Genomic DNA, 26,756 nt, shown 5'->3' with positions numbered 1-26,756 from the left:
TCTGTGGCCTTTCCCTCTGCGTTTCAGCGTCTTCCAGTATCGCCGACGGGTACGGCAAGGGCGGCCCCGGTGCTCCCGGGACCGCCCTGGAAGAGCCTCACGCGCGCGTGCGTGTCGCTCACGGCTCGCGCGTACGCGTCACCTGTTGCTGTAGTTCGGCGCCTCGACCGTCATCTGGATGTCGTGCGGGTGGCTCTCCTTGAGGCCCGCGGAGGTGATGCGGACGAAGCGGCCCTTGGACTCCATCTCGTCGACCGTGGCCGCGCCCACGTAGCCCATGGTCTGACGCAGACCGCCGACGAGCTGGTGCAGCACGTTGGCCAGCGGGCCGCGGTAGGGCACCTGGCCCTCGACGCCCTCGGGCACGAGCTTGTCGTCGGAGGCGACGTCGGCCTGGAAGTAGCGGTCCTTCGAGTACGACCGGCCCTGGCCGCGCGACTGCATGGCGCCGAGCGAGCCCATGCCGCGGTACGACTTGAACTGCTTGCCGTTGATGAAGAGCAGCTCGCCGGGGGACTCCTCGCAGCCGGCGAGCAGGCTGCCGAGCATCACGGTGTCGGCGCCGGCCGCGAGGGCCTTGCCGATGTCGCCGGAGTACTGCAGACCGCCGTCGCCGATGAGCGGGATGCCGGCGGGACGGGCCGCGAGGGAGGCCTCGTAGATGGCGGTGACCTGCGGGACGCCGATGCCGGCGACCACCCGGGTGGTACAGATCGAGCCGGGGCCCACGCCGACCTTGATGCCGTCGACGCCGGCGTCGATCAGCGCCTGCGCGCCGTCGCGGGTGGCGACGTTGCCGCCGATCACGTCGACGTCCACGCTCGACTTGATCTTCGCCATCCAGCTGAGGGCGTTGCTGCTGTGGCCGTGCGAGGTGTCGACGACCAGGAAGTCCACACCGGCCTCGGCGAGCGCCTGGGCCCGCTCCAGGGCCTCGGGGCTGGCGCCCACGGCGGCACCGACGAGGAGGCGGCCCTCGGTGTCCTTGGCGGCGTTCGGGTACTTCTCGGCCTTGACGAAGTCCTTGACCGTGATCAGGCCCCGGAGGATGCCCTCGTCGTCGACGAGCGGCAGCTTCTCGATCTTGTGCTTGCGCAGCAGTTCCATGGCCTCGACACCGGAGGTGCCGACCTTGCCGGTGATCAGCGGCATCGGGGTCATGACCTCGCGCACCTGGCGGCTGCGGTCGGACTCGAAGGCCATGTCGCGGTTGGTGACGATACCGAGCAGCCTGCCGGCCGGGTCGGTGACGGGCACGCCGCTGATGCGGAACTTGCCGCACAGCGCGTCGGCCTCGGCGAGGGTCGCCTCCGGGTGCACCGTGATGGGGTCGGTGACCATGCCGGACTCGGACCGCTTGACCAGGTCGACCTGGTTGACCTGGTCCTCGACGGAGAGGTTGCGGTGCAGCACACCGACACCGCCGAGGCGGGCCATCGCGATGGCCATGCGGGACTCGGTCACCTTGTCCATCGCGGCGGACAGCAGCGGGATGTTGACCCGGACGTTGCGGGAGATACGGGACGAGGTGTCGACCGCGTTGGGGAGCACCTCGGATGCGCCCGGCAGCAGCAGCACGTCGTCGTAGGTGAGCCCGAGTGTCGCGAATTTTCCGGGCACTCCGTCGACGTTGGCAGTCATGACACCTTCCCCAAATGGCCTTGAACGGTGCGGATGCCCATGCTAACGGGAAGCACGCGCCCCGAATTCCACGGTACGACTCAGCTCGGGGCTTCGTATGTTCGTACGGAAACAGGGGCGCACCTGTTCATCGGGGGTGGCTCAACCCGTTCGGCTACTGCCGCCCTACTGTTCCGCCAGCGCCCGCAGCCGGCTCAGGGCCCGGTGCTGTGCGACGCGCACCGCGCCCGGTGACATTCCCAACATCTGGCCGGTCTCCTCGGCCGTGAGGCCCACCGCGATGCGGAGCAGCAGCAGCTCGCGCTGGTTCTCCGGGAGGTTGGCCAGGAGTTTCTTGGCCCATTCGGCGTCGCTGCTGAGCAGCGCGCGCTCCTCGGGGCCGAGGGAGTCGTCGGGGCGTTCCGGCATCTCGTCCGAGGGGACGGCCGTGGAGCCGGGGTGACGCATCGCGGCGCGCTGCAGGTCGGCGACCTTGTGGGAGGCGATGGCGAAGACGAAGGCCTCGAAGGGGCGGCCGGTGTCGCGGTAGCGGGGCAGGGCCAGCAGGACCGCCACGCAGACCTCCTGTGCGAGGTCCTCGACGAAGTGCCGGGCATCGCCCGGGAGGCGGGACAGGCGGGTACGGCAGTAGCGCAGCGCGAGGGGGTGGACATGGGCGAGCAGGTCGTGCGTGGCCTGCTCGTCCCCGTCTACGGCGCGATGTACGAGAGCGCCGATCGTCCCTACGGCAGTGACCGCCTCGTCGTCGCGCATCGGTCCATGGTGCCCTGCTGCCGTCGGCGGCGTGGCATCGCGTCCGTCGTTGTGCACCGAAGCGTTATGAGCAGGTGCGCCGGAACTCATCTCCTGCGCCCTCCCCTTCCGCTCGACCGACTCGTCCCCGAGAGACTCCACACCTCAAGGATGCGGCATCCGCGCCGAAACGGGCAGCAGGCCCTTGGGCCCGCCCGGGCGGGCCGCCTCGCGGACCCCGCCCACCGTGGGGCGGACGGGGGCGTCCGGTCGGTCCGCTTCCGCGCTGCGGCGCAGCTCACCGCCCCGCTAACGGACCAGTCCCCAGCGGAAGCCGAGGGCCACCGCGTGGGCGCGGTCGGAGGCTCCGAGCTTCTTGAACAGACGCCGGGCGTGGGTCTTCACGGTGTCCTCGGAGAGGAACAGCTCGCGGCCGATCTCGGCGTTGGAGCGGCCGTGGCTCATGCCCTCCAGGACCTGGATCTCGCGTGCGGTGAGGGTGGGCGCGGCGCCCATCTCGGCCGAGCGGAGGCGGCGCGGGGCCAGCCGCCAGGTCGGGTCGGCGAGCGCCTGGGTCACAGTGGCCCGCAGTTCGGCGCGTGAGGCGTCCTTGTGCAGGTAGCCGCGGGCGCCGGCGGCCACGGCGAGAGCCACGCCGTCCAGGTCCTCGGCGACCGTGAGCATGATGATGCGCGCGCCGGGGTCGGCGGACAGCAGCCGGCGCACGGTCTCGACGCCACCCAGGCCGGGCATGCGCACGTCCATCAGGATCAGGTCGGATCGGTCGGCGCCCCAGCGGCGGAGGACTTCCTCGCCGTTGGCCGCCGTGGTCACGCGCTCGACACCGGGCACGGTCGCCACCGCGCGGCGCAGCGCCTCTCGGGCAAGCGGGGAGTCGTCGCAGACGAGGACGGATGTCATGACCGCCCTCCGCAGCTGATGCGCGTCACCTTGAGCCTCCAGGCTGGTACGGAATCGTCACCTGTGCGGTCGAACGTCTCGGACGCCTGCCCGAGCGCTTGTTGCTTCAACCGCCACCGCACTCTCAACGACGGTCACTCGAAAGAGTTACGGGGCTGCATGCCGTATTCGGCACTCTACGTGAGGGTGCGGACACGGTGCAGACATGGACGCCAGACCCTCACTTTTCTTCGAAACCAATGCCCCATTTAGACCTTTTTCTTCCCGTTTCACGGTGTCTGGGGCTAGATTGCCAATGAGTCATATTTTCATCTCTCTAGACCGGAGATGTACGGTCGTTGGCACCGTATCCGCCCAGAACGGCTACAAGGGGTCACGTAATGGCAGATTTCTCCCGCCTTCCCGGACCGAACGCGGACCTGTGGGACTGGCAGCTCCTGGCCGCCTGCCGCGGGGTCGACAGCTCGCTGTTCTTCCATCCCGAGGGCGAGCGCGGGGCGGCTCGGAGTGCCCGTGAGAACTCGGCCAAGGAGGTCTGCATGAGATGCCCGGTCCGCGCGGAGTGCGCAGCGCACGCGCTGGCGGTACGCGAACCGTACGGCGTGTGGGGCGGCCTGACCGAGGACGAGCGCGAAGAGCTCATGGGGCGGGCGCGCAACAGGCTGGTGTCGGCGTCGACCACCAGCGACGGCTCCGCCTCCGACACCTGAAGGAACGTTTCTTCACATCGTTGACAAACCCGTTGACAAGTCCCTCGAACCTCCGTCGGCACTCCGTTGACAGTCTGCTGACGACCGGGCACGCACGCGTGGCCCGACGCTCGGGCACGCACGCGTGCCCGCGCTTTGTCATGTCCGCCGGGCCGCCCGGCCCAGCTGCTCCAGCGTCGCCGCCACGGCCGGCACCTGTGCCAGGTCGGGCAGGGTGAGGGCGACGATCTCCCGCCGTACCGCGGGCTCCAGCGCCACCGTGCGCGCGCCTCTGGGCCGTACCGACTCGATCGCCAGCTGGGGCAGGACCGCGACGCCCAGACCCGCGCCGACCAGGCCGACCACGGCCGGGTAGTCGTCGGTGGCGAAGTCGATGCGGGGCGTGAAGCCCGCGCTCTCGCAGGCCTGGACGAGCTGCCCCCGGCAGCGCGGGCAGCCCGCGATCCAGGATTCGTCGGCGAGTTCACCGAGGGCGACGGAGTCCGCGCGGGCGAGCCGGTGCCGTTCGGGCACCAGGCCGACGAGCCGGTCGGTGAGCAGCGGCCGTACCACCAGGTCGTCCCACTCCCCCGCGTCCGCCGCCCCCTCGTAGCGGAAGGCCAGCGCGATGTCGTAGTCGCCGTCGCGCAGCAGCTCCACGGACCTGGGCGGCTCGGCCTCCTCCAGGGAGACGCGGGTGCCGGGGTGGGCGGCGCGCAGTGCGGCGAGGGCCGTCGGGACCAGGGTGGAGCTGCCGCTCGGGAACGAGACCAGGCGCACCCGGCCCGCGCGCAGCCCGGCGATCGCGGCGACCTCCTCCTCGGCGGCGGTGAGCCCGGCGAGAATCCCGGAGGCGTGCCGGACCAGGGCCTCGCCGGCCTGGGTCAGGCGCATCTCGCGGCCGGTGCGGACCAGCAGCGGAGTCCCGACGGAGGTCTCCAGGGCCTTCATCTGCTGGGAGACGGCGGGCTGGGTGCAGCCCAGTTCGCGCCCCGCCGCCGAGAAGGACCCGGTGGTGGCGACGGCGCGCAGGACGCGGAGATGACGTGCCTCGATCACCCTTCGAGCATAAGGCGGCCTTGGGTGCGGCACTCGATAACGGGTCGACGCTTTGGGGTGTGTCCCCTACCGTCGGAGCGTGGAGCTTCTCTCGGTGAACCTGGGGCACGCGCGTGCCGTGCCGTACACGGATCAGCTGGACGGCGTGACCGGAGTCGACAAACGGCCGGTGGCCGGGCCGGTGCGGGTGGCGGCTCCGGGCCCCAAGGGCGTCGCGGGCAGCGGTCTGGCCGGGGACGCGGTGTGCGACCTGCGTCATCACGGCGGCGACGACCAGGCCGTGTACGCCTACGCGCGCGAGGACCTCGACGTCTGGGAGGAGGAACTCGGCCGCCGGCTGCCGAACGGCTGTTTCGGTGAGAACCTCACGACAAACGGGCTGAACGTGTCGGACGCGCTGATCGGCGAGCGCTGGCGGATCGGCTCCGGGCTCGTACTCGAGGTCACCTCCGGGCGCATCCCGTGCCGCACTTTTCAGGGCCATCTGGGCGAGCGGGGATGGGTGAGGAGGTTCACCCGGAAGGGTGCGACCGGTGCCTACCTCCGGGTGATCGAACCGGGTGAGATCCGGGCCGGTGACCCGATCGAGATCATCCACCAGCCGGAGCACGGCGTGACGGCGGCGATGGAGTTCCGTGCCACCACCACCGAGCGTGAGCTGCTGCCCCGGTTGCTCGCGGCGGGCGCGGCACTGCACCCGGAGGCGCTGGCGCAGGCGCGGAAGTACGTCGCGGCGCAGAGCGGCTGAACGGCCGTCACGCGCACGGCGTTCACCGGTGCTTCATCCTTCGGGAGAGCCGGTGCGCACAGCGGACGCCGTCAGTCCGGGTAACTACCCTTGGCCCATGACAACGGCTCTGATTACGGGATCGACCGCGGGGATCGGTGCCGCGTTCGCGCGGCGCCTGGCGGCTGACGGGCACAACCTCGTCCTGGTGGCCCGGGACACCAAACGGCTGCGCGAGCAGGCGACCGAGCTGCACGACCGGCACGGCATCGAGGCGGAGGTGCTCACCGCCGACCTGGCCGAGGAGGCCGGCATCGAGTCGGTGGCCGCCCGGCTCGGCGACCGCAAGAACCCCGTCGACCTGCTGGTCAACAACGCCGGCTTCGGCAACAAGGGCCGCTACCTGGACGTCTCGATGGCCGACGAGCTGCGCATGCTCAAGGTGCACTGCGAGGCGGTGCTGCGGCTGACCTCGGCGGCGGCCGAGGCGATGCGGGAGCGCGGCCGCGGCGGGGTGGTCAACGTGGCGTCGGTGGCGGCCTTCCTGCCGCGCGGGACGTACGGCGCCTCCAAGGCGTGGGTCGTGCAGTTCACCCAGGGCGCGGCGCGCGATCTCGCGGGCAGCGGGGTCCGGCTGATGGCACTGGCGCCGGGTTTCGTGCGTACGGAGTTCCACCAGCGGGCTGGAATGGGCACGGACAACATCCCGGGCTGGATGTGGCTGGACGCCGACAAGCTGGTCGCGGCGGCGCTGGCGGACCTCGCGCGCGGCAAGACCCTGTCGATCCCGGATCCCCGCTACAAGGTGCTCACGGGCCTCGCGAAGTTGGCCCCGCGCGGCCTGGTGGGCGGGATCAGCTCGAAGACGGGGCGCAAGTACGGGCCGCAGTAAGCCCCCGGCGCACCGCGCGTAAGCCCCGGCGGCACCGCGCGCGGGGCGGACCGGGCCGGTGAGACGATGGTGTCGTTCGGTCGCGCCCGCAGGGGGGCCGGAGGCGGTTTCATGACGTTCGTGCAGCTCATCGAGTGCAGGACCAGGCGGTTCGACGAGATGGACCGGCTGATGGACAGGTGGGTCGAGCAGACCAAGGGGAAGCGGACGGCGACGCACGCGCTGCTCGGCAAGGACCGCTCCGACGCGGAGCACGTCGTGGAGATCGTGGAGTTCCCGTCGTACGAGGAGGCGATGCGCACCTCGCGTCTCCCGGAGACCGGCAAGGTGTTCCATGAGCTGCTGGCGCTCTGCGAGGGGGCGCCGACGTTCACCGATCTGGACGTGGTGCGCGACGAGCGGCTGTTCGCCGGCACCGCGCGGCGGCTCTTCGAGACGCTCGCCGCGGCCGGGCCGCTCGCTCCGCTGGACGGTCTGCTCGCGGAGGACTGCCACAACCACGATCCGGCCAACGAGCGGGACACCATCGGCATGGACGCGATACGGCGCGAGGCGGAGATGTGGCGGGCCGCCTTCGACTTCACGTTCCTCGTCGAGGACCAGATCGCCCAGGAGGACCGGGTGTGCACCCGGTGGCTCTGGACGGGCGTGCAGATGGATGAGTTCCTGGGGCTGCCGAACACCGGACGGCAGGTCAGCATGACCGGCACCACCGTCCACCGCTTCGACACCGGCGGGAAGATCGCCGAGGGCTGGTGGCAGTACGACCGGCTGGGGCTGATGAGTCAGCTCGGAGCACTGGACGAGCTGGAGAAGTAAGACCACAGTGAAAGCCCGCGAGGGGCGAAGCCCCCGTTCCCGGCGGACGACCGGGGACGGGGGCTTCCTCAGAGACTGCTGCCTCAGTGGGAGTGGCCGTGGGAGTGGCCCGCGGCGGCGGCCTCTTCCTCTTCCTTCTTCTCGACGACCAGGGTCTCGGTCGTCAGCAGCAGGGAGGCGATGGAGGCGGCGTTCTCCAGGGCGGAGCGGGTGACCTTGACCGGGTCGATGACGCCGGCCTTGACCAGGTCGCCGTACTCGCCGGTGGCGGCGTTGTAGCCGTTGCCCTTCTCCAGGTCGGCGACCTTGGAGACGATGACGTAGCCCTCCAGGCCGGCGTTCTCGGCGATCCAGCGCAGCGGCTCGACGGCGGCCTTGCGGACCACGGAGACACCGGTGGCCTCGTCGCCGGTCTTGCCGAGGTTGCCCTCCAGGACCTTCACGGCGTGGACCAGCGCGGAGCCACCACCGGAGACGATGCCCTCCTCGACCGCGGCGCGGGTCGCGGAGATGGCGTCCTCCAGACGGTGCTTCTTCTCCTTCAGCTCCACCTCGGTGGCGGCGCCGACCTTGATCACGCACACGCCGCCGGCCAGCTTGGCGAGGCGCTCCTGGAGCTTCTCGCGGTCCCAGTCGGAGTCGGTGTTCTCGATCTCGGCCTTGATCTGGGCGACGCGGCCGGTGACGGCCGAGGAGTCGCCCGCACCGTCGACGACCGTGGTGTCGTCCTTGGTGACCGTGACCCGGCGGGCGGAGCCCAGCACGTCCAGGCCGACCTGGTCGAGCTTGAGGCCGACCTCCTCGGAGATGACCGTGCCGCCGGTGAGGATCGCCAGGTCCTCCAGCATCGCCTTGCGGCGGTCGCCGAAGCCGGGGGCCTTGACCGCGACCGCGTTGAAGGTGCCGCGGATCTTGTTGACGACCAGGGTGGAGAGGGCCTCACCCTCGACGTCCTCGGCGATGATCAGCAGCGGCTTGGAGGCACCCGCCTGGATGACCTTCTCCAGCAGCGGGAGCAGGTCCGCGATGGAGGAGATCTTGCCCTGGTTGATGAGGATGTAGGGGTCCTCCAGGACGGCCTCCATGCGCTCCTGGTCCGTCACGAAGTACGGCGACAGGTAGCCCTTGTCGAAGGCCATGCCCTCGGTGAAGTCCAGCTCCAGGCCGAAGGTGTTGGACTCCTCGACGGTGATGACACCGTCCTTGCCGACCTTGTCCATCGCCTCGGCGATGAGCTCGCCGACCTGCGCGTCCTGGGCGGACAGCGCGGCGACGGCGGCGATGTCGGACTTCTCCTCGATCGGGCGGGCCGAAGCGAGCAGCTCGTCGGAGACGGCGGCCACGGCGGCGTCGATGCCCTTCTTCAGGGAGGCCGGGGAGGCACCGGCGGCGACGTTCTTCAGGCCCTCGCGGACGAGCGCCTGGGCCAGCACGGTGGCGGTGGTCGTACCGTCACCCGCGATGTCGTTGGTCTTGGTCGCCACCTCCTTCACCAGCTGGGCGCCGAGGTTCTCGTACGGGTCGTCGAGCTCGACCTCGCGGGCGATGGTGACACCGTCGTTGGTGATGGTGGGGGCGCCGAACTTCTTGTCGATGACGACGTTGCGGCCCTTGGGGCCGATCGTCACCTTCACCGTGTCGGCAAGCTTGTTGACGCCGCGCTCAAGGGCGCGACGGGCGTCCTCGTCGAACTTCAGGATCTTCGCCATGGGAGCGGTTCAGCCCTCTCGGAAAGCGTGGGTGAAACGAACCGCGCCCCCGACGCCCGGCTTCATAAGGTCGCGGGGGCCAGGGGCGCAGCTCAAAGCAGAGTGTGCTTGAGGTGAATTACTTCTCGATGATCGCGAGCACGTCGCGGGCCGAGAGGACGAGGTACTCGTCGCCGTTGTACTTCACCTCGGTGCCGCCGTACTTGCTGTACAGCACGACATCGCCGACCTTGACGTCGAGCGGCAGGCGCTCGCCGTTCTCGAAACGGCCCGGACCCACGGCGAGGACGGCGCCCTCCTGGGGCTTCTCCTTCGCGGTGTCCGGGATGACCAGGCCGGAGGCCGTGGTCTGCTCTGCGTCGAGCGGCTGGACCACGATGCGGTCCTCAAGCGGCTTGATGGCAACCTTGGAGCTGGCGGTCGTCACGATCCGACCTCCCCCTTCGGAGATCTCACGGGGTTAACTGTCTGAGGTGGCGACCAGGTCGATCCGTCGTCGCGGGTGCCGGATCTGCCCGTCGCGTTGTTGGCACTCTCATCTGCCGAGTGCCAGAGCCGAGACTATGACCGCGATTAGCACTCGGTCAAGCGGAGTGCCAATTGCCTGCGGCGCGGCGCCGAAAAAACCACGGTGACCGGAGTTGCGGTGGCCGTCCCTGGGGGCTATGCCCCCAGACCCCCCTTCGGCCTTCGGCCTCGTCCTCAAACGCCGGACGGGCTGGTTCAGAGGTAGTCCTCCAGCCGGCCCACCGTCAGACCGCTCGCCTGCACCCGGCGCAGCAGCCGGGCGGTGCGCTCCCTGAGGGGCGGGCCGAGGGCCTCGTCGGGGCCCACCAGGATGATGTCGCCGGGGCGGAGCTGCTTGTCGCCGTGCCGGTAGGTGATGCCGTCAGGGGTCATCGCCGCCCGCCACAGGACCACCGCCGTGACCCCGCAGTCGGCCGCCGCGCGCAGGGTGGTGGCGTCGTAGATGCCGTAGGGCGGGCGGAAGAGGCGCGGGCGGATGCCGAAGCGGGACTTCAGCTTCTCCTGCTGGCCGCAGATCTCGGCGCGCTGGCCGGCGTACGGCAGGCCGGGCATGGCCGGGTGGTCGAGGGTGTGGTTCTGGACGCTCGCGCCGACCGACTGGAGGCGGGCGAAGTGGCCGTAGCCGGGGCCGACCACGCTGTCCGTGAGGAACATGCTCACCGGCAGGCGCAGTTCGCGGACCATGTCCACGAAGCGGGGGTCCTTCTCGGCGCCGTCGTCGTACGTCAGGAAGACCACCCGGTCGGACGTGGGGACGTGGTCGACGACCGGCGGGCGGACGGTGTGGAAGGACAGCGGGTGCAGCGGCGGGCGCGGGGCCGGGGAGAGCGGGGCGGCCAGCCCCCACCTGCGGTACGCCGGCTCGCCCGCCGGGCCGTGCGGGCGCACCCGGTCGGCCGCCTTCCTGCCGAGCCGTTCGATGGGGTCGACGGACGGCGCGCAGGCCGACAGCAGGAGGGCGGCGGCCAGGAGCGCGGCCGCCGCCCTCGGTCGGCTCACAGGTAGTCCTCCAGGCGCGCCACCGCGTAACCGTCGCGGGTGACCTTGTTCAGAAAGCGGCGCATGTCGTCGACCATGGTGCCGTCCCAGTCGTCACGGCCCCGGAAGTGGGTGAGGACGATGTCGCCGGGGTGCAGTCCGCGGTCCCACTCGCGGTACTCCCAGTGGTCGACGTACACCTCCTCGTCCCAGATCGGCGCGTACTTGATGCCGCAGGTCTTGGCGGCGCGCAGGGTGTCGCCGTTGTAGTTGCCGTAGGGCGGGCGGAAGACCGTCGGCGCCTTGCCGAACTGCCTCTTCATGATGTCCTGCATGCCGCAGATCTCGTGCTTCTGCTCGTCGTAGGTCAGACCGGGCAGGTAGGGGTGGGTGAGGGTGTGGTTGTTGAGGGTGTGGCCCTCGGCCTGCATCCGGCGGAAGTAGCCGTAGTCGTCCTTGACCAGGTAGTTGCTGAGGAACGCGGTGTAGGGGATCCGCAGCTCGCTCATCATCCGCAGGAAGGCCGGGTCCTTCTCGGCGCCGTCGTCGATGGTCAGGAAGACGACCTTCTCCTTGGTGGGGACGGTGGTGAAGACCGGGGGCAGGTCGTCCTCCACCTGGCCGTCCACCTCGAAGCCGTCGCGAGCGGTGATCCTCGGCTTGTGCTTGGGCGGGGCCGGGGGGCGCAGCGGGACCGCGTCCAGCCCCCAGCGCCGGGCGGCGGCGGCCAGGGCGGCATGGTCGTCCGGGGCGGCGTGGGAGTCCGGGGCGGCGGCCCGGTGGGCCTGCTGGCCCGCGGCGGGACGGACCTCGGACTCGCCCGCCGGTCCGGCGCAGCCGGAGACGACGGCGACGGCGGCTACCGCGGCCAGGGCGGCGCCGGCCAAAGGCACCCTATTTTTGTCATTTTGTACGACTGCTCGCATGGTGCCGGATCTTTCCAGCCACCTCCCCGGAACCCCGGCAGACACCGCGGGCCGGCGGCGAACCATCCACCGACTGGCCGACAATGACCCGGTGAACGACCACCTCTCCCCCCTCCTCACCCCCGAGGGCCGCGCCCTCCTCGACGAGGTGCGCGGCACCGCGCCCGCCGACGAGCTCGCGGTCGCCACCCGGCTGCGCCGCGAACACCCCGCCGAGCTGGTGTCGGCCGCGCTGGGCCAGGCCCGGCTGCGGCAGCGGGCGGCGGCGAAGTTCGGGGCGGCGGACGCGGACCGCATGTTCTTCACGCCGAACGGGGTCGAGCAGTCGACGCGGGCGAGTGTCGCCACCTACCGGGCCCAGCGGCTGAAGGCGCTCGGGGTGACCTCGGTGGCCGACCTGTGCTGCGGGATCGGGGGCGACGCGATCGCGCTCGCGCGGGCCGGCATCCGCGTCCTCGCCGTGGACCGGGATCCGGTGACGGCGGCCACCGCGCGGGCGAACGCCGACGCGCTCGGGCTCGCCGGCCTGATCGAGGTCCGGGAGGCGGACGTCCAGGAGGTGGACACGGCCGGCCACGACGCCGTCTTCGTCGACCCGGCCCGGCGCGGCGGCCGGGGCCGTGTCTTCGACCCGGAGGCCTACTCACCGCCCCTGTCCTGGGCGGTCGAGGCGGCCCGGGCGGCACGGACCGCCGCGCTGAAGATCGCCCCGGGCATCCCGCACGAAGCGGTCCCGGCGGACGCCGAGGCGGAGTGGATCTCGGACGCGGGAGACGTGAAGGAAGCCGTCCTGTGGTTCGGCACCGGCGCCCCGGGGGCCGTCCGCGCCACCCTCCTGCCCGGCCCCCGCACCCTGCTCGGCCGCGGCCTTCCCGACCCCGCCGTCCGCCCGGTCGGCCGCTACCTCTACGAGCCGGACGGCGCCGTCATCCGCGCCCACCTGGTCGCCGAGGTGGCCGAGGAGCTCACCGGCGGCCTGATCGACCCGACGATCGCCTACGTCACGGCCGACACCCTGCGCACCACCGCCTACGCGACGCCGTACGAGATCACCGACGAACTCCCCTTCAACGTCAAGAAGCTGAAGGCGCTGCTGCGGGAGCGCGAGGTCGGCAACCTGACCGTGAAGAAGCGCGGCTCGGCCGTGGAGCCGGAGGAACTGCGCAGGAAGGCCCTGCCGAAGCCGCAGGGACGCAACTCGGCGACCGTCTTCCTGACCCGGGTGGCCGGGGCCCCGACCATGCTGCTGGGCCGCCCGGCACGTCCCTGAGCGCTCCGCCGGACGTGCCGCGACGTGCCGTCGAGCGTCCGCCGCACCGTCGTGGCCGGTCGCGCCCACGCGGCGGCAGCCGCACATCGGAGACGGCCCCACGCCCCTCCGGGGCGTGGGGCCGTCTCCGGCCTGCTCAGAGCTCCCGCGCCCGCCGCAGCAGCAGCTCGCGTTCCCGTTCGTTGCGGGCCAGTGCCGCCGCGCGTTCGAACTCGGCCCGGGCCTCCGCCGTACGCCCCAGGCGGGCGAGGATGTCGCCGCGCACGCTCGGCAGCAGGTGGTAGTCCCTCAGGGCGGGTGCGGCGGTCAGCGGGTCCACGATCGCCAGGGCCGCCGCGGGACCCTCGGTCATCGACACGGCCACCGCGCGGTTCAGCTCGACGACCGGGGACGGCGACCGGGCGGCCAGCAGGCCGTACAGGGTGGCGATGGCCGTCCAGTCGGTCTCCTCGTACGTGTACGCGTGCGCGTGGCAGGCCGCGATGGCCGCCTGGAGGGCGTACGGCCCCGGGGCCCCGGTCGCCACGGCGTCCGCGCGGGCCAGGGCCCTGATGCCGCGGGCGATGAGCATGCGGTTCCAGCGGCGGCGGTTCTGGTCCCGCAGGAGGACCGGCTCACCGTCGGGGCCGGTGCGGGCGGCCGTGCGCGAGGACTGGAACTCCAGGAGGGCGGTGAGTGCGTGCACCTCCGGCTCCTTCGGCATCAGCCCCGCCAGGACGCGGGCCAGCCGCAGCGCGTCCTCGCACAGCGCCGGGCGCAGCCAGTCGTCGCCCGCCGTGGCCGCGTACCCCTCGTTGTAGATCAGGTAGATGACGTCCAGGACCGAGCCGAGCCGGGCCTCGCGGTCGGGCCCGTACGGCACCTCGAAGGCGATGTCCCTCGTCGCGAGGGTGCGCTTGGCGCGGACGATGCGCTGGGCGATCGTCGGCTCGGGGACCAGGAAGGCGCGGGCGATCTCGGCCGTGGTCAGGCCGCCCAGGAGACGCAGGGTGAGCGCCGTGCGGGCCTCGGGCGACAGCACCGGATGACAGGCGGTGAAGACCAGGCGGAGCAGGTCGTCGTCGATGTCGTCCGGGTCGGCGGGCTCCTCGGGCGGGGCCGCCGTCGTCATGCTGCGGCCGATCTCCGCGAGCTTGCGGGCGTAGTTCTCCCGGCGCCGGACGAGGTCGACGGCGCGGTGGCGGGCGGTGGCCGTGAGCCAGGCGCCCGGGTTGCCGGGCACGCCGTCCCGGGGCCACTGCTCCAGGGCGGCGACGAGCGCGTCCTGCGCCAGTTCCTCCGCGATGCCGATGTCCCGGACGATCCGGGCGACGCCGGCGATCACGCGGGGCGCTTCGAGCCGGAAGACGGTCTCGATGGCGTGGCGGGGGTCGGCCTCGGCGGGGGGCTGCGTGCTCACAGCCCCCCATGCAACACCCACCGCCGGACGTACGCCAGGAGGGTCAGCCCTCCGCGATCTCCCGGACCTCGCAGGTCACCGTCCAGAACTCCTCGTGCACCTGGAGGAACCGCTTGGTCCACTCCAGGGCCTCGGCCTTGTCCTTGCACTGCATGAGCGCGTAACCGCCGATGACCTCCTTGGCCTCGGTGAACGGCCCGTCGCTGACGGAGATCCTGCCGCCCTCCCAGTGCACCCGAGTGCCCTCGGAGGTGGGCGTGAGCCCCGCGGTGTCCAGCATCACGCCGGCCTTGGTGATCTCCTCGATCAGCTCGCCCATCCGCTGCATCAGCTCCTGGCTGGGCCCCTCGGCGGGAACGGTGGTCTCGTCGATCCGCACGAGCGACAGGTAACGGGGCATGGTGACTCCTCGGTTTCCGGCGGGGTCTCTCCCCGCATCTCACCCTTGCGTCGAACAATCCTCGACCGGATCGACACGCTCACCGGAATTCCCCGGAGATTTTTTCCACCGTCCCCTGCGGGCGTCAGCGCAGCGCCTCCCCGAACCCCGCCTTCGCGTACGGCGCCCCCACCGCGCGCGGCCCGAAGACCGGTGCCGCGTCCGTGGCCAGGGCCGGCCCGGCGGCCCGGCCCGGGCGGCTCGGCGGGTGGTGGCGGGGGCCTACCGCAGGGACTTCCACAGGTCGCTCGCCGCCGGCTCCTTCGCGATCACCCGGTTGGGGTCGGAGGGGGCGGTCACCACGGGCATCATCACCGTCTTGAGGTGGTCCGAGGTCAGGCCCTTCAGGCTCTGGCCCAGCCGCATCAGCTCGCTGAGCGAGTCCAGGCCGGTGTCGGTGGTGAGGCTGGAGGTGACCGCGTCGGCGACCGTGTAGAGCTTGGCCGGGTCGGTCAGCAGGCTGCCGGCGGCCATCCGGTCGAGGAGGGCCTTGACCAGTTTCTGCTGGAGGCCTATCCGGCCCAGGTCGCTGCCGTCGCCTATGCCGTGCCGGGTGCGGGCGAGCGCGAGGGCCTGGGTGCCGTTCAGGTGGTGGGTGCCCTTCTTCAGGTGCAGGTGGCTGTCGGCGTCGTCGATGTCCTGGCCGGTGGTCACGGTCACCCCGCCGAGCGCGTCGACCAGCTTCGCGAAGCCCGAGAAGTCGATCTCCAGGTAGTGGTCCATGCGGACGCCGGTGATCGACTCGACCGTCTTGACCGCGCACACCGCCCCGCCCACCGAGTAGGCGCTGTTGAACATCGCGTGGTAGGCGACGGACGTCGAGCCGCCGGAGGACAGCGGGCAGGAGGGCCGGGTGACCAGGGTGTCGCGCGGGATGCTGACGACGGTGGCCGCCGTCCGGCCGGCGTCGATGTGGACGACCATCGCGGTGTCGGAGCGGGCGCCCGAACTGCTGCCGCCGCCGAGCTTCTTGTTCTCCTTGCCGCTGCGCGAGTCCGAGCCCAGCACCAGGATGTTCACCGAGCCGGTGGGCAGCGGGACGGGGGAGGCGGACGCGGTGGCCGTCGGCGTCGTCACCGCCTTCGCCGGGCGGTCGTCCCCGAGCGCGCTGTTGATGTCGACGCTCTTGATGTTGTCGTTGAGATGCCAGTAGACCCACCCCGCGCCGGCGACGCCGAGCGTCATGACCCCCGCCAGGGCGAGACCGGCGATCTTCAGCGCTCTCGACCGCCGGCCCACCCGTCTGCCCGCGCCGCCTTGCTCCTCGTGTCCCGTCACAAGGCAGGAACGTAAGTCCGAATTATTAGGGGACTGTTAGCGCGAGCATCGCGAAGAGGTTTTCTTCGGAAAATCTCACCCTTCTCACTCCGGGTTCAGCTCAGGGTGACGGCTGGCACCGGATTGCTTCCGCTCCAGGACGCGTTGAACCCGAAGGTCACCGAACTCCCGTCCGCCACCGTCCCGTTGTAGGAGGCGTTGGCGCAGGACACGGCCGTGCCCGACTGGCTGCAGGTGGCGTTCCAGGCCTGCGTGATCTGCTGTCCCGCGCCGTACGTCCAGCTCACATGCCAGGACGAGAGCGAGGCACCCGAGCAGGAGATGGTCACCTGGCCCGTGAACCCGGTGTTCCACTGGCTGCCGACGCTGTAGGCGGCGGTGCAGGCACCGGTCGGCGGCGGGGTCGTGGTGGAGCCGAGCGCCTCGGCGATGCCGTAGTACGCCGGTTTCGGCGCGTAGTTCGCGTCGTACGGCGTCGCCGCCCCGTACCCCGGGAACGTGCTGTCCACCCAGGAGTCGGAGTCGGTGAAGCCCCACACCGTGACGTTGACGCAGCGGCTCACCGCCACGCACGCGGCCACCACCGACTTGAAGTCGGCTTTCTGCTGGGCGAGTTTGGTGCTGTCGGAGGGCAGTGCCATCCGGATGTCCAGCTCGGTGATCGCCACGTCGACGCCCAGGTCGGCGAAACGCTGGATGTTCTGCTGGAGGCTGGACGGCACCTGGCCGAGGATCAGATGGGCCTGCAGGCCGACCCCGTCGATCGGGACACCCCGGCTCTTCAGGTCCTTGACCAGGTTGTACAGGGCGGTGCTCTTCGCGTTGACGCCCTCGACGTTGTAGTCGTTGATGTACAGCTTGGCGTTCGGGTCGGCCGCGTGCGCCCAGGTCAGGGCGTTGGCGATGTAGTCGGAACCGAGGCCGTCGTACCAGATCGTCGACCGGTAGGTGCCGTCCTCGTTGAAGGGCTCGTTGACCACGTCCCAGGCGGCGATCTCGCCCTTGTAGCGGCCGACCTCGGTGCTGATGTGGTTCTGCAGCAGGCTGCTGAGCTGGGCCGGGGTCCAGGTGCCGTTCGTCAGCCAGCTGGGGTTCTGGTTGTGCCAGACCAGGGTGTGACCGCGCACCTGCTGGCCGTGGGCCTGGGCGAAGGCGACGATCTGGTCCGCCTCGGTCCAGTTGAAGCTGCCCCGGGTGGGCTCGACCGTCCCCCACTTCATGGCGTTGCCCGGGGTCAGCGAGCTGAACTGGCTGCCGGCCAGGTCCCCGTAGGTGCCGGTGAGCTTGGAGCCGGTGACCGCGGTGCCGATGACCTTGCCCTGCGCGGCGGCCAGGTCGCGCAGCGGGGTGTCGGCGGCGTGCGCCGGAGCGGCGCCGGCGGCGAACAGACCCACGCCGACGACCAGGCCGGCCAGCCCGGCCCGTAACAGGTTGCCGAAGGTTCTGGAGGTTCTGGAGGTTCTCATGCGGGTGGCCTCCGAAAGTTTCGGTTGTGCAACCGATTGACTTCGGAGGAGTGTGGAGGCGCCCGCACCACCCGTCAATACGTCAGCTTCCGGCCAAGTCCGCCTCAAGCGGTCGCGGGCGCCGCCGTGCTCGACCGCACCACCAGGCTCGTCGCCAGCTCGACGCGCGTGGCGGTCGTCGCCTCCTCCGCCCGCCCCATCTCCAGCACCAGCCGCGCCGCCGCCTCGGCCATCTCGGTCAGCGGCTGCCGTACGGTCGTCAGCGGCGGCCCCACCCAGCGGGCCAGCGGCAGATCGTCGAACCCGACGACGCTCACGTCCTCCGGGATGCGCAGCCCCAGCTCACGCGCGGCCTCGTAGAGCCCGAGCGCCTGGAGGTCGTTGCCGGTGAAGATCGCGGTCGGCCGGTCCGGCATGCGCAGCAGCTCCAGGCCGAGCCGGTAGCCGGCCTCGTGATGGAAGTCGCCGACCTTGATCAGGGCCGGGTCGACGGGGAGCCCGGCGGTCTCCAGCGCGGCCCGGTACCCGTCCACCCGGGCCCTGCTGCACATCATCCGGGACGGCCCGCTGATCGCCCCGATGCGCCGGTGCCCCAGCTCGACCAGGTGCCGGGTGGCGGCGAGCCCGCCCTGCCAGTTGGTGGCCCCGATGGACGGCACGTCGGGCCCCGGGTCCCCCGCCGGGTCCATCACCACGAACGGGATCGACCGGCTCATCAGCAGCGCCCGCTGCGACTCGTCGAGCCCCGACAGCACCAGCACCACCCCGTGCGGCCGGCGCGCCGCCACCTGGTCGGCCCAGGTCCGCCCGGGGGTGTGCCGCCCCGCGCTCTCACTGAGCACGACACTCAGGCCGGCGTCCCGGGCCGCGTTCTCCACCCCCCGGATGACCTCCATCGCCCAGGCGCTCTCCAGCTCGTGGAAGACCAGGTCGATCAGCGGGGAGCGGGAGGCCTCGGCGCGCCGCCGCCGGTAGCCGTAGGAGCGCAGCAGCTCCTCGACCCGGGTGCGGGTCGCCGGGGCGACATCGGCACGCCCGTTCAGGACCTTCGAAACAGTCGGAGCGGACACGCCGGCCTCACGGGCGATTTCAGCGAGGGTCGCCGTCTGCGTTTCTGCGGGCTTCGGAGGCGTCATGACCGCGATCGTATCCCCGGGCTCCCCCTTGACGAAGACCTTCGCACGCCATAGGTTCCCGGAACATTCGGTGCGTAGTACGAAACATTCGTAGCAGCGTTCGTAGCAGAGCACCTCGCAGCGGGCTTCACAGCGGAGCCGCGCAGCAGAGAGCAGAGACGGGAGTTTCATGACCACCGCTCCTTGGCGCGACGCCGCACTGCCCGCCGCCACCCGCGTCGACGACCTGCTCGCCCGGATGACGCTGGAGGAGAAGACCGCCCAGCTGTACGGCGTGTGGGTGGGCGCCGCCACGGACGGCGACGGGGTCGCCCCGCTGCAGCGCGAGATGACCGCGGGCTCATTCGACTATGAATGGTCCGAGCTGATCACCCTCGGCCTCGGCCAGCTGACCCGCTCCTTCGGCACCGCCCCCGTGGACCCGGCGCTGGGCGCGCGTGCACTGGCCCGCGCCCAGCGCCGGATCGTCTCGGCCGGCCGCTTCGGCATCCCGGCGATCGCTCACGAGGAGTGCCTGGCCGGCTTCACGGCCTGGCAGGCCACGGCCTATCCGGTCCCGCTCGCCTGGGGCGCCGCCTTCGACCCGCCGCTGGCCGAGGAACTGGGCCGGCGCATCGGGGACGACCTCCGCTCGGTCGGCGTCCACCAGGGCCTGGCCCCCGTCCTGGACGTGGTCCGCGACCCGCGCTGGGGACGGGTCGAGGAGACGATCGGCGAGGACCCGTACCTGGTCGGCACGGTCGGCTCCGCCTACGTCCGGGGCCTGGAGTCGGCCGGGGTGATCGCCACCCTCAAGCACTTCGCCGGCTACGCATCCTCCACCGGTGCCCGCAACCTCGCCCCGGTCCGCGCCGGGGTACGGGAGTTCGCGGACGTCACCCTCCCCCCGTTCGAGATGGCGCTGCGCGAGGGCGGGGCGCGTTCGGTGATGGCGGCGTACAACGACACGGACGGCGTCCCCGCCTCCGCCGACCCCCGTCTCCTGACCGGGCTCCTGCGCGAGGAGTGGGACTTCGAGGGCACCGTGGTCGCCGACTACTTCGGCATCGGCTTCCTGCAGACCCTGCACAGGGTGGCGGGTACGGAGGCGGAGGCGGCCCACCTGGCGCTCGCGGCGGGCATCGACGTGGAACTCCCGACGCTGAGGTGCTACGGGCGTCCGCTGCTGGCGGCGGTGCGGGACGGCGTGATCCCCGAGGCCCTGGTGGACCGGGCGGCCCGCCGGGTCCTGCTCCAGAAGTGCGAGCTGGGGCTGCTGGACGAGGACTGGACCCCGGAGCCCGCCCAGGAAGGACCGATCGACCTCGACTCGACGGCGAACCGCGCCCTGGCCCGCCGCCTGGCCGAGGAATCCGTGGTCCTGCTGGACAACCCCGACGGCACCCTCCCCCTCGCCCCCGGCACCCGCATAGCCGTGGTGGGCCCCCGCGCCGCCGACGCCCTCGCCATGCTCGGCTGCTACTCCTTCCCCTCCCACGTCCTGACCCACCACCCCGAGGTCGACCTGGGCATCGACATCCCCACCGTCCTCGACTCCCTGCGCGCCGAACTCCCGGACGCGAAGGTGACGTTCGCCGAGGGCTGTGACGTCTCGGACCCCGGCACCGCCGGCTTCGAGGAGGCCGTGGCGCGCGCCGCGGAGGCGGACGTGTGCGTGGCGGTCCTCGGCGACCGGGCGGGCCTGTTCGGCCGGGGCACCTCGGGCGAGGGCTGCGACGTGACGGACCTGGACCTGCCCGGCGTGCAGGCCGGCCTGCTGGACGCCCTGGTCTCCACGGGCGTCCCGGTGGTCCTCGTCCTCCTCACCGGGCGCCCGTACGCGCTGGGCCGCTGGCACGGCCGGCTCGGCGCGGTGGTGCAGGCGTTCTTCCCCGGGGAGGAGGGCGGCCCGGCGGTGGCGGGAGTGCTGTCGGGCCGCGTGAACCCGTCGGGCCGCCTGCCGGTGAGCGTGCCCCGGGTGCCGGGGGGCCAGCCCTGGACCTACCTCCAGCCCCCGCTGGGCCTCGCGGGCGAGGTCAGCAACCTGGACCCGACCCCGCTGTACGCCTTCGGCCACGGACGCTCATACACGAGCTTCGCCTGGGAGCCGACGTCACCTCCGTCGGCCGAGCTCCCCACCGACGGCTCCCACGACGTGACCCTCACCGTCCGCAACACCGGCGACCGCCCCGGCACCGAGGTCGTCCAGCTCTACCTGCACGACCCGGTGGCCTCGGTGACCCGCCCGGACGTCCGCCTCATCGGCTACCGGCGCGTGGACCTCGCTCCCGGCGAGTCCCGAAGCCTGACCTTCCACTTCCACGCGGACCTGTCGGCGTTCACGGACCGGGAGGGTGCGCGGGTGGTGGAGCCGGGCGCCCTGGAGCTGCGGGTGGCGGCGTCGAGCGCGGAGGTACGAGCCGTGACCCGCCTCCAACTGACGGGTCCGGTACGGCGATTGGGCCCGGACCGGGTGCTGAGCTGCGAGACGGAGGTGGACTGACCGTCGGGCCACGTCCGCCGCGTGCGCGACGCAGGCCGGGGCCGTCGGGCGGTGAGAGGGGGCTTCGGCCGGCCCGCTTCTGCCCGGGGCCCCGGCGGCGGCTGAGGAACGGGGCGTCCACGACGCGGGCCCAGCCGTCGGGTGGCCGGCGTTCAAGCAGGTCCGGTGGCACCGCGCGGGCGGTCAGGCTGCCGGCGCGAAGGCCGTGATGGCGGCGGCGAGGTCGGCCGGGGCTTCCAGCGGGATCAGGTGACCGGTGTTCGGGATCACCACGAAGTCGGCTTGGGAGAGGTAGGGCACCAGGTTGTCGCGGAGCACGTCGACGGGCTCGACGTGGTCGTTCTCTCCGGCGACGACCAGGGCGGGAACGCTGATCATGCGGGTGTGCTCGGTGATGTCCTCCGCGATGCCGCGCAGCGGCCACTCGGTGCGGGCGGCGTCGGCGCCGGCCCGGGAGTCGGCCGCGATCCGCGCCTTGACCGACGCGGGCAGCTCGGTCGCGGTGAGGATGTGGTCCCGTGCCCCGGCTACGGACTCGTCGGAGTCGTAGGCGTGCGAAAGGACCTCCTGGTACTCGGGGGTGATCCGGGCGGCGGGCCTGGCCGGACCGGACCCCACGAGGACGAGCCCGCGCAGACCGGCGGGCCGGGCCGCCGCGACCAGCTGCGCGACCTTGCCGCCCATCGAATGCCCGACCAGGACGTAGTCGGTGACGCCCGCGTCGGCGATCACGGCGAGCGTGTCGTCCGCGAGCCGGCGCAGCGTGTAGGGGCCGGGCAGGCCGCGCGAACGGCTCCACCCACGGAAGTCGGCGGTGAGCACGTCGCGACCGGCGAGACGGCCGACGACGAGGTCCCAGGTGCGGGCGGAACCACCCCAGTAGTGCAGGAACACCAGGGTCGGTCCGGTCCCCGGCTGGTGGTCGTAAGTGGGCAGTATCGGCTGCCGCGTCATGTTCATCGTGACTCTCCCGGTCAGTGTTCCAGGGGCGGTTTTTCCTTGTGTTCATTGAATCTCCCCAGCCGTGCCGGGACATCGGCGTGACTGGTCACCCGATGGTGGAAAATGGACACATGACGGCGATCCGGCAGATGACCTACCAGCCCGTGGGGCGCCGTGCGGCCGCCGTCGAGACGATGACGTTCGACCGCCTGCGCGCACTGAACGACGGCGGGACACAGCGTGCCGACTTCCACGTCCTCGCCGTCGTCGACGCCGGACGCGGATCGGTCACCGTGGACTTCCTCGACCACCCGCTCCAGGAGCGGTCCGCGGTGTGGATCGCCCCCGGCGCGGTGCACCGGTGGGGCGACATCGCCGGCGTGGCGGGACACCTCGTGCTGTTCGTCCCGAACGCGCCGGTCACCCACGCCACCCGAGAACTCGTCGCCGCCCCGGACCTGGTCGCGCACTGGCGCATTCCCGACGCCGACTGGCCGTTCGTCGACACCGCGCGCAACCATCTGCTCCTCGAAGCGTCCGCCCCGCCCGAGGACATCCCGACGGAACTGCCCGAGATCCTGCTCTCCGCGCTCGTCACCCGGCTCCGGCCACCGCACGCCGCCGCACAGTCGACGCATCCGGTGTTCCACCTGTTCCGCTCCAGCGTCGAAGCGCACTTCCGCGACCATCACGACGCCGGCTACTACGCCCGGACCCTGGGATACGCGCCCCGCACCCTCTCGCGAGCGGTGCAGCAGGCCACCGGCCGCACCGCGAAGGCGTACATCGTCGAGCGGCTCGTCCTGGAAGCCAAACGGCTCCTCGCGCACGACCGTCTCACCGCGGCCCGCTGCGCCGACGCACTCGGCTTCCCCGACGCGTCCAACTTCTCGGTCTTCTTCCGGAAAGCGACGGGCATGCGTCCGGGCGCATGGCAGGCAACGGCCACGAGCGACGCGATGTGACGCGGTACGGCCGCGAGACCGCCGCTCGGGCCGCCGCCCCGGAGCACGCCCGGTGCGACGCTCGCGCATGCGCCGCCCGGGAACGCGGTTACGGGGTCCAGGGTCGCGAGGACCACGTCCTCGACCTGGCCGGGCGGGATCGAGGACGGTGCGATCCCGACACCGGCGGCGCCCTGAGTGTTCGTCCCGGCCGCGGCGCGGCAGGGTACGGGTTTACAGCTGAGGTCCCCGGCGCGTCCCACTAACCCTCGTCGACCGACTCGAAGCGCCAGCGGTGCACCGGGCGGCCCACCAGGTCACCGGGCGGGTCCGGGAGTTCGGGCAGGTCCGGGTCGTCGTACGACGCCTCCCACCACGTGATCACCAGGACCCGGTCCTGCGGTGCCCGGAGGGTCTCCCGGCGCGACGGGGCCCCGGAGAGGGCCTGTCGCCGCGCCCAGGCCAGCAACTCGGCGCCCCGGCCCGGTACCGCCCGCGCCTCCCACATCAACGCGACCGTCACGAGTAGAGGTTCTCCTTGCTGACCTCGTGCACGTGGTCGTGGTTGCCGGGGACGTGCGGGTCCGTCACCGGCAGGGAGCTGTCCGCCGAGAGGTCCCAGCCGGAGGGGGTCCGGTTGCGCGCGACCATCTCCGCGCCGAGGGCGGCCACCATCGCGCCGTTGTCCGTGCACAACTTCATACGCGGCACCCGGAGTTGGATGCCGGCCGCCTCGCAGCGCTCCTGGGCCAGGGCGCGCAGGCGGGAGTTGGCGGCCACGCCGCCGCCGATCATCAGGTGGTCGACGCCCTCGTCCCGGCAGGCGCGGACGGCCTTGCGGGTCAGGACGTCCACGACCGCTTCCTGGAAGGAGGCGGACACGTCACGGACCGGGACCTCCTCGCCGGCCGCCCGCTTGGCCTCGATCCAGCGGGCCACCGCCGTCTTGAGACCGGAGAAGGAGAAGTCGTAGGCGGGGTCGCGGGGGCCGGTGAGGCCGCGCGGGAAGGCGATCGCCTCCGGGTCGCCCTCCTTCGCGTACCGGTCGATGACCGGCCCGCCCGGGAAGCCCAGGTTCAGCACCCGGGCGATCTTGTCGAAGGCCTCGCCGGCCGCGTCGTCGATGGTCGCGCCGAGCGGCCGCACGTCGGAGGTGATGTCCGAGGAGAGCAGGAGGGAGGAGTGGCCGCCGGAGACCAGCAGGGCCATCGTCGGCTCCGGGAGCGGGCCGTGTTCCAGCTGGTCCACGCAGATGTGGGAGGCGAGGTGGTTGACGCCGTAGAGCGGCTTGCCGAGCGCGTACGCGTACGCCTTCGCCGCCGAGACGCCGACCAGCAGCGCGCCGGCCAGGCCGGGCCCGGCCGTGACCGCGACACCGTCGAGGTCCCTCGCGCTCACGCCCGCTTCCTTCAGCGCGCGGTCGATGGTCGGGACCATCGCCTCCAGGTGCGCCCTCGACGCCACCTCGGGCACGACCCCGCCGAAGCGGGCGTGCTCGTCGACGGAGGAGGCGACGGCGTCGGCCAGCAGGGTGGTGCCCCGGACGATGCCGACACCGGTCTCGTCGCAGGAGGTCTCGATCCCCAGAACGAGGGGTTCGTCAGCCATTGATCTCGGTTCCTTGTTCGGAGGTGGGCCCGGTGGCGGAGCCACTGCCGGGCTGCCCGGTCGTCAGGCGCATCACCAGGGCGTCCACGTTCCCCGGCTGGTAGTAGCCGCGTCTGAACCCGATGGGCTCGAAGCCGAACCGCTCGTAGAGCTTCTGGGCGCGGATGTTGTCGACCCGGCATTCGAGCATGACCTCGGCGCACTCGAAGGCGGTCGCGGCCCGCAGCAGCTCGGTGAGCAGCTCTCCGCCGAGCCCGGTGCCCCACTGGTCACGGCGCACGGCGATGGTCTGGACGTCGCCTATGGCGGTGGCGCCGCTGTCGGGCTCGCCGCCCTGGGCGGCGAGCCCCCCGTAGCCGACGATCCGGTCGCCCTCCATGGCCACCACGTACCGCCGGGTCGCCGCGGGCCCCCTCGCGTGCGCCAGTTCGGACCAGAACATCCCCCGTGACCAGGCGTCCTCGGGGAACAGGTCCTTCTCGAGCTCCAGGACCGGGTCGATGTCCCACCAGCGCATCTCGCGCAACTGTGCGGTCACTTCGGGGTGACCACCTTGTAGTTCTTGGGCACCTGGGCGTCCGGCCGGCGCAGGTACATCGGCCGGGGCGCGGGCAGTTCCTCCCCCGCGGCCAGCTTCTCGGCGGCCAGCGACGCCAGGGCCGCGGCGGAGACGTTCTCCGGCTCGTGCACGACGGGGAAGGTGGCGGGGTAGAGCAGCGCCCCGGCGCCCACGGCGGGCAGCCCGGCCACCTTCTCGGCGATGTCGGCGGGCCGGTCTACCGCGGGCTCCGTGAGCCGAGTGCGCGAGTCGTCGTACACCGCCCAGTAGACCTCTTTGCGGCGGGCGTCGGTCGCGACGACGAACGGGCCCTTCTCGATGTCGGCCGCGTAGGCGAGCCCGTCGAGCGTGCACAGGCCGTGGACGGGCACGCCGAGCGCGAGCCCGAAGGTGTCCGCGGTCATCAGACCGACCCGCAGGCCGGTGTAGGGGCCGGGACCGATGCCTGTGACGATCCCGGTGACGGCGTCCAGCTTGAGCCCCGCCTCGGTGAGGACGCGGTCGACGGCCGGCAGCAGCAGCTCGCCGTGCCGGCGCGCGTCCACCTGGCTCGACGAGGCGATGACGGCCGTACCGTCGTGCAGGGCGACGGTGACGGCGGGGGTGGCGGTATCCAGAGCGAGCAAGAGCACGCGAACAGCCTACGGCTCCGGCGCCGCGAGCACGCCCGGCCGGGTCAAGCGGTCACTGACTGCTACGGTCGGTACGAAGTACGACATATACGGCGAGGCAGAGGTGGCGCACGTGGCAGGGACCAGCTCGGGAGTGGTGGCCGCCCTCACCGCGGCGGCCGTCGGGGTGGTCGGAGTCCTCGCCTACCAGGCCTCGGCCACCGTACCGCCCGGCCTCGGCGGCCGGGCGTCGGCGAGCGCCGCACCCGGCGCGCCGGCCGCCAAGGCACCGCGGGACCGCCGCCACCCCACCGCCCTGCCGAACAGTTCCGGGACGGGTGAACGGGTGGTGTACTCGGTGGACGACGACCGGGTCTGGCTCGTCAGCGAGCGGGGCCGGGTCGAGCGCACCTTCAAGGTGAACCCCGGCACCGTCGACCCGCCCGTGGGCACCTACTGGGTGACGTCCCGCTCGAAGGCCGTCACGGGCACCGACGGCCTCCCCATCGAACACGTGGTCCGCTTCACCACCACGAAGGACGGCTCAGCCATCGGCTTCAGCGCCGTCACCGCCCGACGCGCCACCGAACCCCCCGACCCGACGGTGCGGACGGGCGGCATCCGGGAGACCCGCCGGGACGGCGACGCGATGTGGAACTTCGCGACGATCGGTGTGAAGGTGGTCGTGATCCGCTGACGCGGATCCTGAAAGCGCCCCTGGGGAAGCACCCCGTCAGGGGCGCGGGGCCGTGTTCGATGCGCGGCTGCCGCCGCGCGGGCACGACCAGCCACAACGCCACCCGCACAGACCCACTGGCCGAACCGCCTAGGCGGCCCTACGGTCCTGCTGGGCCGGCCTCAGACCCGGCTCCGGCGCTCTCGGCGGCCGAGACACCGCGTCAGCAGCCGCACAGCACGCCAGTAGCTCCCGCATGGAGACCCCGGGCACCCCGGCGGTGGCGACCGGCGGTCGCCGCTCCTCGGACTGGGACACGGACACT

General features: G+C 71.8%; 26 protein-coding genes. 8 read left to right on the top strand and 18 right to left on the bottom strand.

Features of this window, described 5'->3' with window-relative positions; translation table 11 throughout:
* Nucleotides 1-138: 138 nt before the first annotated feature.
* The 3 genes from guaB to LQ326_RS08160 all read right to left on the bottom strand — a co-directional run bounded on the left by guaB (nt 139) and on the right by LQ326_RS08160 (nt 3,294).
* Nucleotides 139-1,641 carry an IMP dehydrogenase gene (guaB, locus tag LQ326_RS08170; protein ID WP_234534151.1) on the bottom strand — a complete coding sequence of 501 codons (1,503 nt, stop codon included), beginning with the start codon at nt 1,639-1,641 and terminating at the stop codon, nt 139-141.
* A 165-nt stretch (nt 1,642-1,806) separates the two neighbouring features.
* Nucleotides 1,807-2,394 carry a sigma-70 family RNA polymerase sigma factor gene (locus LQ326_RS08165; protein WP_089099378.1) on the bottom strand — a complete coding sequence of 196 codons (588 nt, stop codon included), beginning with the start codon at nt 2,392-2,394 and terminating at the stop codon, nt 1,807-1,809.
* Nucleotides 2,395-2,682: 288 nt separating this feature from the next.
* Nucleotides 2,683-3,294 (bottom strand): response regulator transcription factor, encoded by a 612-nt coding sequence (locus LQ326_RS08160; RefSeq protein ID WP_003948568.1) that lies wholly within the window; start codon nt 3,292-3,294, stop codon nt 2,683-2,685.
* Nucleotides 3,295-3,674: 380 nt separating this feature from the next.
* On the opposite strand from LQ326_RS08160, the gene LQ326_RS08155 reads away from it, so the two are divergent.
* On the top strand, nt 3,675-4,004 hold the full coding sequence (locus tag LQ326_RS08155) for a WhiB family transcriptional regulator (protein ID WP_234534149.1): 330 nt from the start codon (nt 3,675-3,677) through the stop codon (nt 4,002-4,004).
* A gap of 138 nt (nt 4,005-4,142) precedes the next feature.
* Here the strand turns inward: LQ326_RS08155 and LQ326_RS08150 are convergent, their stop codons facing one another.
* Nucleotides 4,143-5,042 (bottom strand): LysR family transcriptional regulator, encoded by a 900-nt coding sequence (locus tag LQ326_RS08150; RefSeq protein ID WP_234534147.1) that lies wholly within the window; start codon nt 5,040-5,042, stop codon nt 4,143-4,145.
* Between the two features lie 79 nt (nt 5,043-5,121).
* Here LQ326_RS08150 and LQ326_RS08145 point away from each other — a divergent pair, with 79 nt between their 5' ends.
* The 3 genes from LQ326_RS08145 to LQ326_RS08135 all read left to right on the top strand — a co-directional run bounded on the left by LQ326_RS08145 (nt 5,122) and on the right by LQ326_RS08135 (nt 7,480).
* Complete coding sequence (locus tag LQ326_RS08145) at nt 5,122-5,790, top strand: MOSC domain-containing protein (protein WP_234534146.1); 669 nt, start codon at nt 5,122-5,124, stop codon at nt 5,788-5,790.
* A gap of 97 nt (nt 5,791-5,887) precedes the next feature.
* Complete coding sequence (locus tag LQ326_RS08140) at nt 5,888-6,661, top strand: SDR family NAD(P)-dependent oxidoreductase (protein WP_234534144.1); 774 nt, start codon at nt 5,888-5,890, stop codon at nt 6,659-6,661.
* Between the two features lie 111 nt (nt 6,662-6,772).
* Nucleotides 6,773-7,480 (top strand): ester cyclase, encoded by a 708-nt coding sequence (locus LQ326_RS08135; protein ID WP_234534143.1) that lies wholly within the window; start codon nt 6,773-6,775, stop codon nt 7,478-7,480.
* An 83-nt stretch (nt 7,481-7,563) separates the two neighbouring features.
* On the opposite strand, the gene groL is transcribed toward LQ326_RS08135, so the two are convergent.
* The 4 genes from groL to LQ326_RS08115 all read right to left on the bottom strand — a co-directional run bounded on the left by groL (nt 7,564) and on the right by LQ326_RS08115 (nt 11,621).
* On the bottom strand, nt 7,564-9,189 hold the full coding sequence (gene groL / locus LQ326_RS08130) for a chaperonin GroEL (protein ID WP_234534141.1): 1,626 nt from the start codon (nt 9,187-9,189) through the stop codon (nt 7,564-7,566).
* 118 nt (nt 9,190-9,307) lie between these two features.
* The gene (gene groES / locus LQ326_RS08125; protein ID WP_004955293.1) at nt 9,308-9,616 is read right to left on the bottom strand and encodes a co-chaperone GroES; all 309 of its coding nucleotides are present in this window, start codon (nt 9,614-9,616) and stop codon (nt 9,308-9,310) included.
* Between the two features lie 296 nt (nt 9,617-9,912).
* The gene (locus tag LQ326_RS08120; protein ID WP_234534139.1) at nt 9,913-10,716 is read right to left on the bottom strand and encodes a polysaccharide deacetylase family protein; all 804 of its coding nucleotides are present in this window, start codon (nt 10,714-10,716) and stop codon (nt 9,913-9,915) included.
* The gene (locus tag LQ326_RS08115; RefSeq protein WP_234534136.1) at nt 10,713-11,621 is read right to left on the bottom strand and encodes a polysaccharide deacetylase family protein; all 909 of its coding nucleotides are present in this window, start codon (nt 11,619-11,621) and stop codon (nt 10,713-10,715) included. The genes LQ326_RS08120 and LQ326_RS08115 overlap by 4 nt, the downstream gene beginning before the upstream one ends.
* Nucleotides 11,622-11,712: 91 nt before the next feature.
* On the opposite strand from LQ326_RS08115, the gene LQ326_RS08110 reads away from it, so the two are divergent.
* Nucleotides 11,713-12,891, top strand: a complete 1,179-nt coding sequence (locus tag LQ326_RS08110) for a class I SAM-dependent methyltransferase (protein ID WP_234534135.1) — start codon at nt 11,713-11,715, stop codon at nt 12,889-12,891.
* A 136-nt stretch (nt 12,892-13,027) separates the two neighbouring features.
* Here LQ326_RS08110 and LQ326_RS08105 read toward each other — a convergent pair whose 3' ends face one another.
* From LQ326_RS08105 to LQ326_RS08085, 5 genes are all read right to left on the bottom strand, one after another.
* Nucleotides 13,028-14,290 carry an RNA polymerase sigma factor gene (locus LQ326_RS08105; protein ID WP_234534134.1) on the bottom strand — a complete coding sequence of 421 codons (1,263 nt, stop codon included), beginning with the start codon at nt 14,288-14,290 and terminating at the stop codon, nt 13,028-13,030.
* A gap of 43 nt (nt 14,291-14,333) precedes the next feature.
* Complete coding sequence (locus LQ326_RS08100) at nt 14,334-14,690, bottom strand: YciI family protein (protein WP_234534133.1); 357 nt, start codon at nt 14,688-14,690, stop codon at nt 14,334-14,336.
* A 261-nt stretch (nt 14,691-14,951) separates the two neighbouring features.
* A complete protein-coding gene (locus LQ326_RS08095) occupies nt 14,952-16,007 on the bottom strand; it encodes an LCP family protein (RefSeq protein WP_234534130.1) in 1,056 nt (351 codons plus the stop codon).
* Between the two features lie 95 nt (nt 16,008-16,102).
* A complete protein-coding gene (locus LQ326_RS08090; RefSeq protein WP_234534128.1) occupies nt 16,103-17,473 on the bottom strand; it encodes a glycoside hydrolase family 10 protein in 1,371 nt (456 codons plus the stop codon).
* 104 nt (nt 17,474-17,577) lie between these two features.
* Complete coding sequence (locus LQ326_RS08085; RefSeq protein WP_234534126.1) at nt 17,578-18,609, bottom strand: LacI family DNA-binding transcriptional regulator; 1,032 nt, start codon at nt 18,607-18,609, stop codon at nt 17,578-17,580.
* Nucleotides 18,610-18,778: 169 nt separating this feature from the next.
* Between LQ326_RS08085 and LQ326_RS08080 the strand changes: the two genes are divergently transcribed.
* Nucleotides 18,779-21,091: a beta-xylosidase/alpha-l-arabinosidase gene (locus tag LQ326_RS08080; RefSeq protein ID WP_234534124.1), complete on the top strand. Its 2,313-nt coding sequence runs from the start codon at nt 18,779-18,781 to the stop codon at nt 21,089-21,091.
* A 183-nt stretch (nt 21,092-21,274) separates the two neighbouring features.
* Here LQ326_RS08080 and LQ326_RS08075 read toward each other — a convergent pair whose 3' ends face one another.
* Nucleotides 21,275-22,051 carry an alpha/beta fold hydrolase gene (locus LQ326_RS08075; protein ID WP_234534122.1) on the bottom strand — a complete coding sequence of 259 codons (777 nt, stop codon included), beginning with the start codon at nt 22,049-22,051 and terminating at the stop codon, nt 21,275-21,277.
* Nucleotides 22,052-22,164: 113 nt separating this feature from the next.
* Here LQ326_RS08075 and LQ326_RS08070 point away from each other — a divergent pair, with 113 nt between their 5' ends.
* Entirely contained in the window at nt 22,165-22,998 is an 834-nt protein-coding gene (locus LQ326_RS08070) for a helix-turn-helix domain-containing protein (protein ID WP_234534120.1), read from the top strand.
* Nucleotides 22,999-23,239: 241 nt separating this feature from the next.
* Here the strand turns inward: LQ326_RS08070 and LQ326_RS08065 are convergent, their stop codons facing one another.
* Genes LQ326_RS08065 through tsaB form a run of 4 tightly spaced genes read right to left on the bottom strand, consistent with a single transcriptional unit; the run spans nt 23,240 to nt 25,776 of the window.
* Nucleotides 23,240-23,500, bottom strand: coding sequence for a hypothetical protein (locus tag LQ326_RS08065; protein ID WP_234534118.1), 261 nt, complete (start codon nt 23,498-23,500; stop codon nt 23,240-23,242).
* Entirely contained in the window at nt 23,497-24,585 is a 1,089-nt protein-coding gene (gene tsaD / locus LQ326_RS08060; RefSeq protein ID WP_234534116.1) for a tRNA (adenosine(37)-N6)-threonylcarbamoyltransferase complex transferase subunit TsaD, read from the bottom strand. The genes LQ326_RS08065 and tsaD overlap by 4 nt, the downstream gene beginning before the upstream one ends.
* Nucleotides 24,578-25,102 (bottom strand): ribosomal protein S18-alanine N-acetyltransferase, encoded by a 525-nt coding sequence (rimI, locus tag LQ326_RS08055; RefSeq protein WP_234534262.1) that lies wholly within the window; start codon nt 25,100-25,102, stop codon nt 24,578-24,580. Before rimI ends, tsaD begins: the two co-directional genes overlap by 8 nt.
* A 17-nt stretch (nt 25,103-25,119) precedes the next feature.
* Nucleotides 25,120-25,776 carry a tRNA (adenosine(37)-N6)-threonylcarbamoyltransferase complex dimerization subunit type 1 TsaB gene (tsaB, locus tag LQ326_RS08050; protein WP_234534114.1) on the bottom strand — a complete coding sequence of 219 codons (657 nt, stop codon included), beginning with the start codon at nt 25,774-25,776 and terminating at the stop codon, nt 25,120-25,122.
* A gap of 112 nt (nt 25,777-25,888) precedes the next feature.
* On the opposite strand from tsaB, the gene LQ326_RS08045 reads away from it, so the two are divergent.
* Nucleotides 25,889-26,452, top strand: a complete 564-nt coding sequence (locus LQ326_RS08045) for a hypothetical protein (RefSeq protein ID WP_234534112.1) — start codon at nt 25,889-25,891, stop codon at nt 26,450-26,452.
* Nucleotides 26,453-26,756 lie beyond the last annotated feature (304 nt).

This window comes from Streptomyces shenzhenensis (assembly GCF_021462265.1).
Lineage (GTDB): Bacteria > Actinomycetota > Actinomycetes > Streptomycetales > Streptomycetaceae > Streptomyces > Streptomyces shenzhenensis.
The sequence above is the reverse complement of the archived record's forward strand: the minus strand, read 5'-3'. Positions and strand labels throughout refer to the sequence as shown.